Annotated in this window: 11 protein-coding genes; 9 read left to right on the forward strand and 2 right to left on the reverse strand. The window is 67.1% G+C overall.

Annotated features, from left to right (window positions below; all coding sequences use genetic code 11):
- The first annotated feature begins 12 nt into the window (after positions 1-12).
- From murC to lpxC, 6 genes are all read left to right on the forward strand, one after another.
- Entirely contained in the window at positions 13-1449 is a 1437-nt protein-coding gene (gene murC, locus ACZ0AE_RS03160; protein ID WP_463600376.1) for a UDP-N-acetylmuramate--L-alanine ligase, read from the forward strand.
- Positions 1446-2438 (forward strand): D-alanine--D-alanine ligase, encoded by a 993-nt coding sequence (locus ACZ0AE_RS03165; RefSeq protein ID WP_051598891.1) that lies wholly within the window; start codon positions 1446-1448, stop codon positions 2436-2438. Before murC ends, ACZ0AE_RS03165 begins: the two co-directional genes overlap by 4 nt.
- A complete protein-coding gene (locus tag ACZ0AE_RS03170; protein ID WP_463600377.1) occupies positions 2435-3166 on the forward strand; it encodes a cell division protein FtsQ/DivIB in 732 nt (243 codons plus the stop codon). The genes ACZ0AE_RS03165 and ACZ0AE_RS03170 overlap by 4 nt, the downstream gene beginning before the upstream one ends.
- Entirely contained in the window at positions 3163-4398 is a 1236-nt protein-coding gene (ftsA, locus tag ACZ0AE_RS03175) for a cell division protein FtsA (protein ID WP_017355446.1), read from the forward strand. The genes ACZ0AE_RS03170 and ftsA overlap by 4 nt, the downstream gene beginning before the upstream one ends.
- Positions 4399-4594: 196 nt before the next feature.
- Complete coding sequence (gene ftsZ / locus ACZ0AE_RS03180) at positions 4595-5827, forward strand: cell division protein FtsZ (protein ID WP_038690500.1); 1233 nt, start codon at positions 4595-4597, stop codon at positions 5825-5827.
- A 179-nt stretch (positions 5828-6006) separates the two neighbouring features.
- Entirely contained in the window at positions 6007-6918 is a 912-nt protein-coding gene (lpxC, locus tag ACZ0AE_RS03185) for a UDP-3-O-acyl-N-acetylglucosamine deacetylase (protein WP_038690499.1), read from the forward strand.
- Between the two features lie 318 nt (positions 6919-7236).
- On the opposite strand, the gene ACZ0AE_RS03190 is transcribed toward lpxC, so the two are convergent.
- Positions 7237-7677: a DciA family protein gene (locus ACZ0AE_RS03190; protein ID WP_038690498.1), complete on the reverse strand. Its 441-nt coding sequence runs from the start codon at positions 7675-7677 to the stop codon at positions 7237-7239.
- A gap of 12 nt (positions 7678-7689) precedes the next feature.
- Here ACZ0AE_RS03190 and ACZ0AE_RS03195 point away from each other — a divergent pair, with 12 nt between their 5' ends.
- From ACZ0AE_RS03195 to ACZ0AE_RS03205, 3 genes are all read left to right on the forward strand, one after another.
- Positions 7690-8640 carry a M23 family metallopeptidase gene (locus tag ACZ0AE_RS03195; RefSeq protein WP_038690496.1) on the forward strand — a complete coding sequence of 317 codons (951 nt, stop codon included), beginning with the start codon at positions 7690-7692 and terminating at the stop codon, positions 8638-8640.
- Positions 8641-8870: 230 nt separating this feature from the next.
- Positions 8871-11603, forward strand: coding sequence for a preprotein translocase subunit SecA (gene secA, locus ACZ0AE_RS03200; RefSeq protein WP_038690495.1), 2733 nt, complete (start codon positions 8871-8873; stop codon positions 11601-11603).
- Positions 11604-11741: 138 nt separating this feature from the next.
- The gene (locus tag ACZ0AE_RS03205; protein WP_038690493.1) at positions 11742-12695 is read left to right on the forward strand and encodes a Nudix family hydrolase; all 954 of its coding nucleotides are present in this window, start codon (positions 11742-11744) and stop codon (positions 12693-12695) included.
- Positions 12696-12843: 148 nt separating this feature from the next.
- Here ACZ0AE_RS03205 and ACZ0AE_RS03210 read toward each other — a convergent pair whose 3' ends face one another.
- Entirely contained in the window at positions 12844-13428 is a 585-nt protein-coding gene (locus tag ACZ0AE_RS03210; RefSeq protein ID WP_463600378.1) for a DUF4124 domain-containing protein, read from the reverse strand.
- Between the last annotated feature and the right edge of the window lie 21 nt (positions 13429-13449).

The following is a 13449-nucleotide window of genomic DNA, read 5'->3' on the forward strand; positions in this document are numbered from 1 at the left end:
GCGGGGCCGCGCATGATCCGCCGCCTGCACGACACCAACGACCTGGTGCGCGCCTTCCCGCGCGTGCACTTCGTCGGCATCGGCGGCACCGGCATGAGCGGCATCGCCGAAGTGATGCTGACCCTGGGCTATGAAGTGTCCGGGTCGGACAACGCCGACAACACCGCCACCCGCCGCCTGGCCAGCCTGGGCGCGCGCGTGATGCGCGGCCATTCGGCCGCCAACGTGCTGGGCACCGATTGCGTGGTGGTGTCCAGCGCGATCCGCGACGACAACCCCGAGCTGATGGAAGCGCGCAGCCAGCGCATTCCGATCATGCCGCGTGCGGCGATGCTGGCCGAGCTGATGCGCTTCCGCCGCGGCATCGCGGTGGCCGGCACGCACGGCAAGACCACCACCACCAGCCTGACCGCAGCGGTGCTGAGCGAAGGCGGGCTGGACCCGACCTTCGTGATCGGCGGCCAGCTGCTGGCGGCCGGTGCCAACGCCAAACTCGGCAGCGGCCAGTGGCTGGTGGCTGAAGCCGACGAAAGCGATGGCAGCTTCCTGCGCCTGAACCCGCTGGTCTCGGTGATCACCAACATCGATTCGGACCACCTGGAAAACTACGGCAACGATTTCGCCCGGGTCCAGGCCGCCTTCGCCGAATTCCTGCAGCGCCTGCCGTTCTACGGCCTGGCCGTGCTGTGCATCGATGACCCGGAAGTGGCCGCGCTGGCCGCGCAGACCCCGCGCCACGTGATGAGCTACGGCATGAGCAGCAACGCCGACGTGCGCGCCGAGGACGTGGTCCAGGACGGCCCGCGCATGCGCTTCACCCTGCGCCTGCCCGAAGGCAACAGCTACCCGGTCACGCTGGCCCTGCCGGGTGCGCACAACGTGCTCAACGCGCTGGCCGCCGCCGCCGTGGGCTGGCAGCTGGGCGTCGCCCCGGACGCCATCGCCCGCGCGCTGGAAAGCTTTGCCGGCATCGGCCGCCGCTTCAATGATCTGGGCATCGTCACCACCCACAGCGGTGCGCGGGTGCGCCTGATCGACGACTACGGTCACCACCCGCGCGAGCTGGCCGCGGTGTTCGCGGCCGCCCGTGGCGGCTGGCCGGACCAGCGCCTGGTGGTGGCGTTCCAGCCGCACCGCTACAGCCGTACCCGCGACCAGTTCGATGCCTTTGCCGCGGTGCTGTCCGAAGTGGATGCGCTGGTGCTGAGCGAGGTTTACCCGGCCGGCGAAGCGCCGATTCCGGGCGCCGACTCGCGTTCGCTGGCGCGCGCCATCCGGGCGCGCGGCCGCAGCGAGCCGGTCGTGGTGGGCCATACCGCCGAGCTGTCGCACGTGCTGCCCGACGTGCTGCAGGACGGTGACCTGTTGTTGCTGATGGGCGCCGGCGATATCGGCCACGTGGCCCAGCTGATCGCAACCGAAGGCTTCACGGAGACCCCGGCGGCATGAACCCGATCTTCTTCCCGTCGCTGCGCGTCACCGACCCGGCCGTGTTCGGCCGCGTCGCGGTGCTGCTTGGCGGCACCTCCAGCGAACGCGAGGTGTCGCTGGATTCGGGCCGCAACGTGATCGCCGCGCTGCGCGCGCGCGGCGTCGACGCGGTGGCCGTGGACGGCATCCCGGCGCTGGCGCTGGCGCTGGTCGAAAAGCGTTTCGACCGCGTCTTCAACATCCTGCACGGCCACAACGGCGGCGGTGAGGACGGCATCGTGCAGGGGCTGATGGACGCCTTCGGCGTGCCGTACACCGGCTCCAAGGTGCTCGGCTCGGCGCTGAGCATGGACAAGATCCGCACCAAGCAGGTGTGGTTGTCGCTGGGCCTGCCCACGCCGCGCTACGTCAAGCTGGTGGAGGGCGTGGAAGTGCACGCCGCCGCCGCCGAGCTGGGCCTGCCGGTGGTGGTCAAGCCGGCCAATGAAGGCTCCAGCGTGGGCATCAGCCGGGTCAGCGATGACGCCGGCCTGGACGACGCCGTGGCCCTGGCCGCGCGCTACGACGGCCAGCTGCTGATGGAACAGATGGTGGTGGGCGATGAGCTTACCGTGGCGATCCTGGGCGACCAGGCGCTGCCGTCGATCCGCATCGTGCCCAAGGGCCAGTGGTACGACTACAACGCCAAGTACATCGCCGAGGACACCCAGTACCTGTGCCCCGGCCTGGACGGCGATGACGAAGCCGAGATCCGCCGCATCGCGCTGGCCGCCTTCCAGGCTGCCGGCTGCCACGGCTGGGGCCGGGTGGATGTCATGCGCGACCGCGACAGCGGCCGCTTCTACCTGCTGGAAGTGAATACCGCGCCGGGCATGACCAGCCATTCGCTGGTGCCCAAGGCTGCCGCGCAGGCGGGCATCGGCTTCGAGGAACTGGTCTGGCGCGTGCTGGAACAGACCTTGCCGACCCACCTGCAGGACCTGGACAGGGAGCGTGCCCACGCATGAACGCGGTGCTGCGCATCTTCGTCTGGTTGCTGGCCCTGTCGGTCGTAGCGCTGCCCGTGGTGGCGGTGCTCAACGGCTGGGTCGGTGCCGAACGCTGGCCGTTGGCCAAGCTGCGCGTGCACGCCGAGTTCAAGCGGGTGCCAGCCGAACAGCTGCAGCAGGTGGTACTGCCGTACGCCAAGGCCGGGTTCTTCGCGGTCAAGCTGCAGGACACGCAGGACGCCATCGAGCAGCTGCCGTGGGTGGAAAGCGCGCAGGTGCGCAAGCAGTGGCCCGACGTGCTGGAAATCAGCCTGGTCGAGCACAAGCCGTTCGCGCGCTGGGGCAACGACCGCCTGCTGTCCGAGCAGGGCAAGCTCTTCGCCACGCCCAAGAAGCTGCAGGACCTGGCACTGCCCGACCTGGATGGCCCGGACAGCCAGACCGAGGAAGTGGTGGCGCTCTACAACGATGCCCGGGCGCTGTTCGCGCCGGCCGGGGTGGACGTCAAGCGGGTCAGCATGGACGCGCGTGGCAGCTGGTCGCTGCTGCTCAGCAATGGCACCGAAGTGGTGGTGGGCCGCGATGACGCACGTTCGCGCCTGCAGCGTTTCGTGCGCGTGCTGCCGCAGCTGAGCAACCAGGCGGCGCCGATCGAACGCGCCGACCTCCGATATACCAATGGTTTCACGCTGAGCTGGGGTACCCCGGCCGCAACCGCGCCAAAGCCGGCGCAGGACAGGACATGAATCGCAAGGGTGACAAATCACTGATCGTTGGCCTGGATATCGGCACCTCCAAGGTGGTGGCGCTGGTCGGCGAGTATTCGCCGGGCAACCCGATCGAGGTCATCGGCATCGGCTCGCACGAATCGCGCGGGCTCAAGCGCGGCGTGGTGGTGGACATCGAATCCACCGTGCAGTCGATCCAGCGCGCGGTGGAAGAGGCCGAGCTGATGGCCGGCTGCGAGATCCGCTCGGTGTATGCCTCGATCTCGGGCAACCACGTGCAGTGCAAGAACTCCCCCGGCATCGTGCCGATCCGCGACGGTGAAGTGACCTGGGGCGACCTGGACCGGGTACTCGACGCGGCCAAGGCGGTGGCGATCCCGGCCGACCAGAAGATCCTGCACGCCATTCCGCGCGAGTACGTGCTGGACGATTCGCAGGAAGGCATCCGCAACCCGGTCGGCATGACCGGCGTGCGCCTGGAGGTGCATGCGCACCTGGTGGTGTGCGCGCAGTCGGCCGCGGCCAACATCAGCAAGTGCGTGCAGCGCTGCGGCCTGCAGGTGGACGACCTGGTGCTGTCCTCGCTGGCCTCCAGCGTGGCGGTGCTCACCGCCGACGAGCGCGAGCTGGGCGTGGTCCTGGTCGACATGGGCGCCGGCACCACCGACCTGGCCGTGTTCGTGCAGGGCGCCATCTGCCACACCGCTTCGCTGCCGATCGCCGGTGACCACGTCACCAACGACATCGCCCACATGCTGCGCACGCCCACCCCGGAAGCGGAGCAGATCAAGGTGCGTTATGCCTGCGCGCTGGCCCAGCTGGCCACCGCCGAGGAGAGCATCCAGGTACCCAGCGTCGGCGATCGTCCGCCGCGCCGGATGCCGCGCCATGCCCTGGCCCAGGCCGTGCAGGGCCGTTACGAAGAAATTTTCGAGATGGTGCAGGCCGAACTGCGTCGCTCCGGTTTCGAGGAACTGGTGCGCGCCGGCATGGTGCTCACCGGCGGTGCCTCGAAGATGGAAGGCGTGGTCGAACTGGCCGAGGAAATGCTGCAGATGCCGGTGCGCGTGGGCATTCCGCAGCACGTCACCGGCCTGGGCGAAGTGGTGGGCAATCCGGTGCACGCCACCGGCGTTGGCCTGCTGCTGATGGGCAGCCAGATCGAACACCCGCGCCGTCCGTCGCTGCCCACCGGGCGCGCGGGCAGCATGTTCAAAAAACTCAAGACCTGGTTCCGCGGCGAATTCTGACGCGGCCCGCGGTAGAGCCGACCGTTGGTCGGCTGCATCACCTGCACCCCCGGCACCACTGCAACGCAACGCACCACCGCAACACGGCAGCACCGGCAACACACAACCCACACAGCCGCAACGGCAACATGACGCGCGAAAGGCAGGAGGCCTGACCGCCCATGCCACCGAAAGCGGATACAACGAGGACACGGACATGGCGCATTTCGAACTGATTGAAAAGATGGCACCCAATGCGGTGATCAAGGTGATCGGCGTGGGCGGCGGCGGCGGTAACGCCGTGGCGCACATGGTCAGCACCAGTGTGGACGGCGTGGAATTCATCACCGCCAACACCGACTCGCAGGCCATCAAGAATTGCGGTGCCAAGCTGCAGCTGCAGCTGGGTACCAACGTCACCAAGGGCCTGGGCGCAGGCGCGAACCCGGAAGTCGGCCGCCAGGCCGCGCTGGAAGACCGCGAGCGCATCATGGACGCGCTGCAGGGTGCGGACATGGTGTTCATCACCGCCGGCATGGGCGGCGGCACCGGCACCGGTGCAGCACCGGTGGTGGCACAGCTGGCCAAGGAGATGGGCATCCTGACCGTCGCCGTGGTCACCAAGCCGTTCCCGTTCGAAGGCCGTCGCCGCATGCAGGTGGCGCTGAAGGGCATCGAGGAACTGAGCCAGCATTGCGATTCGCTGATCACCATCCCGAACGAAAAGCTGATCACCGTGCTGGGCCGCAACGCCACCATGATCCAGGCCTTCCGTGCCGCCAACGACGTGCTGCAGGGCGCCGTGCAGGGCATCGCCGACCTGATCGTGCGTCCGGGCCTGATCAACGTCGACTTCGCCGACGTGCGCACCGTCATGTCCGAAATGGGCCTGGCGATGATGGGTACCGGCACCGCCCGCGGCGATGACCGCGCCCAGGCCGCCGCTGAAGCGGCCATCCAGAACCCGCTGCTGGACGATGTGAACCTGGCCGGTGCCAACGGCATCCTGGTCAACATCACCGCCGGCGCCGACTTCACCATGGCCGAGTTCGACGAGATCGGCCGCACCATCGATGGCTTCGCCTCCGAAGATGCCACCGTGGTGGTCGGTACGGTGCTGGACCCGGACATGCAGGACGAAGTCCGCGTGACCGTGGTGGCCACCGGCCTGAACCGTGTCGTGGCGTCCAAGACCCAGCGTCCGGGCGAGCGCGCGCCGATCAAGCTGGTCCGCAACGCCACCACCGGCCAGCCGGAGTTCGGCGAGTTCGACACCGGCGGCGATGCGGTTTCCAAGGCAGTGGGCGGGATGGGCATGGGCATGGGCCTGCGTCGTCCGAGCGCGGACACCCCGGCGTCGTCGGCCCCGTCGTCGTCCGGCCCGGCGGCTGCTGAACTGCCCAACGATTACCTGGACATCCCGGCGTTCCTGCGCCGCCAGGCGGACTGAGGATTGCATGCCGGGGCCTTGTCCTCCCCGGTAGGCGCCTCCATGTCCCTTGCTGCCGGGCCCGGAGTGGCCCGGCAGTCTGCCGCCCGTCTTTCGGTTCAGAAAGGGGTGGTGGTACTGCGTGTTATTCTTGTTTGTCACCGTCGCGCTGACTGCGCGCTCTCCCGGTCCTGCTCCCCATGATTCCGCAACGCACCCTCAAGAACACGATCCGCGCCACCGGCGTTGGCCTGCACAGCGGTGACAAGGTCTACATGACCCTGCGCCCGGCCCCGGTCAACCATGGCATCGTGTTCCGTCGGGTCGATCTGGAGCCGGTCGTGGAAGTGCCCGCGCGCGCGGACCTGGTCACCGAAGTCACCCTGTGCACCGGGCTGACCTACCACGAGGCCAAGATCCAGACCGTCGAACACCTCATGTCGGCACTGGCCGGCCTGGGCGTGGACAACATCATCGTGGAGCTGTCCTCGGCCGAACTGCCGATCATGGATGGTTCCTCCGGGCCGTTCGTGTTCCTGCTGCAATCGGCGGGCATCGCCGAGCAGGACGCCCCCAAGCGCTTCATCCGCATTCTCAAGACGGTGGAAGTGACCGAAGGCGACAAGGTCGCCCGCTTCGAGCCCTACGAGGGCTACAAGCTCGGTTTCACCATCCAGTTCGATCACCCGATGATCCCGGCCAAGCAGTCGCGCGCCGAGATCGAGTTCTCCACGGCCGCCTACACCAAGGAAATCTCCCGCGCGCGCACCTTCGGGTTCATGCGTGACCTGGAGTACATGCGCGAGCGCAACCTGGGCCTGGGCGGTTCGATGGACAATGCCATCGTGCTCGACGAATTCCGCGTGCTCAACGACGACGGCCTGCGCTACGCCGACGAGTTTGTGCGCCACAAGATCCTCGACGCCATCGGCGACCTGTACCTGGCCGGCGGCCAGGTGCTGGGGGCCTACGAAGGCTTCAAGTCCGGCCATGCGCTCAACAACAAGCTGGTGCGCGCGCTGATGGCCGACGCCACGGCGTGGGAGTGGGTGAGCTATGACGCCGCGGCCGCTACGGCTCCGGTGGTTTATGGGGTGCCGGCTTACGCCTGATCCGGGCCTTACGTGGCAGCCACCCATGGGGTGGCTCTGCCGGCCGGGTATCGCATTGATTTCATTGAAAAACAGACGGCGCCCAGGGCGCCGTTTTGCGTTTTCGGGATCACCGCGGGGTGATCTTGATGTCAATGAACCGTGGACGTGCACAGGTCACGGAATTGTGAACCTGATCGAGGTTCTTGCTGAATTTAACGCAATTTTAATAAAAGACTAACGACTGGGCGACGTTCCACGGCTACGATGCTGGCCGGTTCCCTGACAAGTTCACGTGCTCGTGACGCGTCGGGGAAGGGGACGGATGCCCCGATGTCTTCAGGATTTGGTGAAATCCATATCCTTCAGGCAGGCCAACGCGTCGCGTAGCCCTTTGTGCGTGGCGGCTGAAACTGCGTGGGGGCCATTCCTGTTATCGATCGCTGGGGAGCGTGGAGGAGGGGCAGCCGCAGTTTTGACGGTCACCTTGGTGACCTTCAGCCCGATGGACCGGGCCGCGTCGATCAACTGTGCTTCGGCAAGCCTCAGCTTGGCGTGCCACACGGGGGAATCGACGAGAAAAACGAGGTGCTCGCCGTTTACATTCGCCAGCCGGCAACGGGTGGCCAGTGCAGGCGGTAAATGGGGGCGCAATTGACGGTCCAGTGCGTCCAGCCACAAGGCTCGGCGCAGCGGGTTACCGGCTTTGTCCGCCATCACCGCATCCAGCGCCGGCTTCGGCGTGGATGGGGATCGCGCACTGGATTTCGGCTCAGACATGAAAACTCACTGATGGCATTCAAAAAGATCGTAATCAAAACGCGTGAAGGAAAGGCCAAGACGCCCCTGGCGCGTTTGCGTTTCTACTTCGAAGATTCACCCCGGGCCCTGCTGGGCAGCGTGCTGGGGGTTGGCTGCCTGATCGGCTTCGGTGCCGGCATCGGCGGCAGCATGTTCAATGATTCCCGGCTCCACGCCAAGGTCGCCCAGCAGGAACGCGAGCTGGCGCAGGCCCAGAAAGACGCCCAGACCCAGGTGAACGCGCTGGCAGCGCGGATGGGTGAACTGCAGGCGCAGGCCACCCGTCTCAACGCCCTGGGCGAACGGCTGACCCAGATGGGCAAGCTGGAAGACGGCGAATTCGACTTCAACGAGACCCCCGGCCTCGGTGAAGGCGAGCCCGGCCCGACCCAGGACATCCCGGTCAGCGCGGTCAATGCCGACTTACAGGTGCTGGAGCAGCGCTTTGCTGCTTCAGGCCGCCAGTTGTCGGTGATGGAGTCGCTGATGTTCGACCACCAGCTCGAACAGAACGCGGTGCCCGGCCGCATGCCGATCCGCAACACCTACATCACCTCCAACTTCGGCACCCGCAGCGATCCGTTCGGTCGCGGTGCGGCTACCCACAAGGGCATGGACTTCCACGCCAAGGTCGGTGACCCGGTGATGTCGGTGGCCGACGGCGTGGTCAGCTTCGCCGGCGTGAAGGGCGGGTACGGCAACGTGGTCGATGTGGACCACGGCAACGGCTATGTCACCCGCTACGCGCACAACTCGCGCCTGGTGGTGAAGCCGGGCGACCTGGTGCGGGCCGGCCAGGAAGTGGCCAAAGCCGGTTCCACCGGCCGTTCCACCGGTGCCCACGTGCACTTCGAGGTGTGGGAACGTGGCCAGGTGGTCAACCCGCGCAAGTTCCTCGGTGACGGCGGCAATACCCCGGTCGGCCGCGTTTCGCGCGGCTGAACCCGTCGGGTGGTGCCGGCCGCTGGCCGGCACGCCTTCGAGGTGGCCGAACGCGGCTTCCGGCCAGCGGCCGGCACTACCGCCACGGGGTTGAAACCCCTGACGGCCGACCCAAGCTACAATGGGTATTGCCATAGACAGGGCGCAGTGCGCCCTGTTTCGTTTGCGGCCGACGCATCCCCCGGGGAGGGCGTGGCCGTTGGGGCGTCTCATTCCAACCGGTTCCTTCAATGATCAACAGCCTGCTTACCCGCGTCTTCGGCAGTCGTAATGAACGACAGCTGCGCCAGCTCAACCGCATCGTCGCCAAGGTCAATGCGTTGGAGCCGGAAATCGAAAAGCTCTCCGACGAGCAGCTCAAGGCCAAGACCCCGGAGTTCAAGCAGCGCATTGCTGACGGTGAAGCCCTGGACAAGGTGCTGCCGGAAGCGTTCGCGGTCTGCCGCGAGGCCAGCCGCCGCGTGCTGGGCATGCGCCACTACGACGTGCAGCTGATCGGCGGCATGGTGCTGCACCTGGGCAAGATCGCGGAAATGCGCACCGGTGAAGGCAAGACCCTGGTGGCGACGCTGCCGGTCTATCTGAACGCGCTGGAAGGCAAGGGCGTCCACGTGGTCACCGTGAACGACTACCTGGCTCGCCGCGACTCGGCGCAGATGGGCAAGCTGTACAACTGGCTGGGCCTGAGCGTGGGCGTGGTCTACCCGGGCATGCCGCACGGTGACAAGCGCGAGGCCTATGCCAGCGACATCACCTACGGCACCAACAACGAATTCGGTTTCGACTACCTGCGCGACAACATGGCGCTGTCGCGCGCGGACCGCTACCAGCGCGGCCTGCACTACGCCATCGTCGACGAAGTTGACTCCATCCTGATCGATGAAGCGCGTACCCCGCTGATCATCTCCGGTCCGGCCGACGATTCCCCGGAGCTGTACATCCGGGTCAACCGCGTGGTTCCGGGCCTGATCAAGCAGGAAGCCGAAGACGGCGAAGGCGATTTCTGGGTCGACGAGAAGGGCAAGCAGGTGCACCTGTCCGAAGCGGGCATGGAGCACGCCGAGGCGCTGCTGGTGGAAGCAGGCATCCTCAATGCCGAGACCGAAGGCCTGTACGCGGCGCAGAACCTGACCGTGGTCCATCACCTCAATGCCGCCCTGCGCGCGCATGCCATCTACCAGCGCGACGTGGATTACATCGTGCGCGACGGTGAAGTGGTGATCGTGGACGAATTCACCGGTCGTACCCTGGCCGGCCGCCGCTGGTCCGATGGCCTGCACCAGGCGGTGGAAGCGAAGGAAGGCGTGCCGGTCCAGCGCGAGAACCAGACGCTGGCCAGCATCACCTTCCAGAACCTGTTCCGCATGTACAAGAAGCTGTCCGGCATGACCGGTACGGCCGACACCGAAGCCTACGAATTCCAGAGCATCTACAACCTGGAAGTGGTGGTGATCCCGACCAACCGCCCGACCATCCGCAAGGACGGTTCGGACCAGGTGTTCCTCAACCGTACCGGCAAGTTCAACGCCGTGCTGGCCGACATCCAGGCCTGCAACGAGCGCGGCCAGCCGGTGCTGGTGGGTACCACGTCGATCGAAACCTCGGAGATGCTGTCCGAGCACCTGCGCAAGGCCGGCGTGCACCACGAAGTGCTCAACGCCAAGCAGCATGATCGCGAAGCCACCATCATCGCCAACGCCGGCATGCCCGGTGCGGTGACCATCGCCACCAACATGGCCGGTCGCGGTACCGACATCGTGCTCGGCGGTTCGCTGGAAGCGCAGCTGCACGAGCTGGGCGAAGACGCCACCGACGAACAGCGCGCCCAGGTCAAGGCCGAGTGGCAGAAGCGCCATGACGCGGTCAAGGCCGCCGGCGGCCTGCACATCGTGGGCACCGAACGCCACGAATCGCGCCGTATCGATAACCAGCTGCGCGGTCGTTCCGGCCGCCAGGGTGATCCGGGTTCGTCCCGTTTCTACCTGTCGCTGGAAGACAACCTGATGCGCATCTTCGCCTCGGACTGGGTCCAGAAGGCAATGCGCATGATGGGCATGAAGGAAGACGACGTCATCGAAGACCGCCTGGTCAGCCGCCAGATCGAAAAGGCGCAGCGCAAGGTGGAAGCGCACAATTTCGACATCCGCAAGAACCTGCTCGACTTCGACGACGTCAACAACGACCAGCGCAAGGTGATCTACGCCCAGCGCGACGAGCTGCTGGACGCCGAGTCGGTGAAGGACAACGTGGACGGCATCCGCGGCGACGTGATCTACGACATCGTGGCCCGTTTCGTGCCGCCGAACTCGATCGACGAGCAGTGGGACCTGCCGGGCCTGGAGGCCACCCTTGCCGCCGACCTCGGCGTGCAGATGGACGTGGTGGGGCTGGTCAAGCTGCACGAAGAACTGGACGCCGAAGCCATCGCCGAGAAGGTGCAGGCGCGCATTGATGCGCACTTCGCCGAGAAGGAAACCGGCGTGGGCGAAGACACCATGCGCGCGCTGGAAAAGCACGTGATGCTGACCGTGCTCGACCAGAGCTGGAAGGAGCACCTGGCACGCATGGATTACCTGCGCCAGGGCATCTACCTGCGCGGTTACGCGCAGAAGCAGCCCAAGCAGGAATACAAGAAGGAAGCCTTCGAGCTGTTCTCGGAAATGCTCGAGAACGTCAAGCGCGAAGTGGTGACCCTGCTGGCGCGCGTGCGCATCCGCAGCGAAGAAGAAGTGGAAGCGCTGGAGCAGGCCGAGCGCCAGCAGGCCCAGGCGCGCCTGATGCAGTCGCAGTTCCAGCACCAGGACGCCGGCAGCTACAGCGCCGACGAAGAGGCAGCAGAGGTGGAAGCGGCGCAGAACGGCGTGGCCCAGGTCAACCGCGACGAGCCCAAGGTGGGCCGCAACGACCCGTGCCCCTGCGGCAGTGGCAAGAAGTACAAGCACTGCCACGGTCAGCTCACCTGATCCCCGGACGCCCCGCCAAGTGCGGGGCGTCTGCTATCTGGGGGTAGAGCCACGCCATGCGTGGCTGCACATCGGCCCGGCACCGGCCGATGCTTTCCGGGATTGCGCCAGCACCGCGGTATTGGGCATGCTCCCCCCATGCCATCCCCCAAACGATCGATCCACGTCGTGGCCGGCGTCATCACCGACGCCCGCGGCCGCATCCTGCTCAACCGCCGTACCGAAGACCGCGACATGGGCGGCCTCTGGGAGTTTCCCGGCGGCAAGCGCGAGCCCGGCGAAAGCTCCGAGCAGGCGCTGGTGCGCGAACTGCGCGAAGAGCTGGGGATCGAAGCGGAGGTGGGCGAGTGGATCATGGACGTGCCGCAGATCTACCCCGACAAGCGGCTGCGGCTGGAAGTACGCCGGATCAGCAGCTGGAAGGGCAGCCCGCGCGGGCGTGAGGGCCAGGCCATCACCTGGGTGACCCCGGACAAGCTGTCGCGCTATTCGATGCCGCCGGCCGACCTGCCGGTGGTGGCCGCGCTGCGCCAGCCCGACCGCTACCTGATCACCCCCGAGCCCGAGGCCGACCACGCCCAGGCCCACCACGACTGGCACCAGCGCCTGGCCCAGGCATTGGCCGCAGGGGTCAGCCGGATCCAGCTGCGCACCCCCGCCAGCCCGGCGCGGGTGGCGCTGGCCGAACAGGCCATCCAGACGCACCGTGGCCGCGTGCAGTGGCTGCTCAACCGCGACATCGACCTGGCCCAGCGGCTGGGCGTGGGCGTGCACCTGGGCAGTGAACAGCTGCTGCAGTTGGACACCCGCCCGCTGCCGGCCGACCAGCTGGTGGCCGCCTCCTGCCATGACCTGGAACAGCTGCAGGCCGCGCAACGGCTGGGCTGCGACTTCGCCGTGCTCGGCCCGGTCCAGCCCAGCGCCAGCCATCCTGGCGGCACGCCGCTGGGCTGGGACGCATTTGAAGCCCTGCGCGAGCAGGTCTCGCTGCCGCTGTATGCGCTGGGTGGCCTGCACCCGGACGACATCGAACAGGCCCGCCGACACGGCGCCCAGGGCATCGCCGCCATCCGCGCGCTCTGGCCCACCTGATCCGACCGCATACCGCGGTAATGCCAGCCGCCGCCCGGCAACCTCATTGCGCCCAAAATCCGGTAGTGCCGGCCGCTGGCCGGCAACCTCATTACGCCCAAAACCCCGGTAGTGCCGGCCGCTGGCCGGCAATCCCCGCCAACCGGCGCTACAACGTGATCCAAAAACACCCGTACTGCCGCCGCAGCCCGAACACCGTGCGCGCCGGCGTCGCCGTGTTGCCCAGCGTCTGCTCCAGCCGCAGCCCCACCGGGCGCGGCCGCCGCGGCGTCACCTCCGCCAGCGGCTGCCCATCGCTGCCCAGCACCGGCGCAGCGTCAGGCGCCACCAGCGCACTCTCATCGCTGGCCGGATACACCGGCGCGATGTCCACCAGCGGCCGCTGCACCACCGATTCCAGCCGCCCGATGATCTGGTTGGCAGTGGCGTTGGAGACGTTGCTCCACAGATAGATGGACGACAGCCGGTTCACGTCCTGCTGGCTGACCGCATCGCGGATCTGTCCGGTCAACTCGCTGAGCCGACGCGCGCAGCCGGCGCGGTAGATGCCGGTGTTGCCCACGGTGGGCGTGCGGGCCGGCATCCGCTCGGTGGCGCCAAGCGCATCGCAGCGACGGTCGGTGAAGACGGTCTGGCCCTGCGCGTTGGTGCACCGGTTCACGCGCTGCGCCTGCGCCGATGCCGGGGCAGGCAGGCACAGCGCGCACAGCAGGAGCGGCAGAAGCAGTTTCATCGCAGCAGAGTAGCCGCGCCG

The sequence above is a fragment of the Stenotrophomonas sp. AC248 genome, from assembly GCF_979258185.1.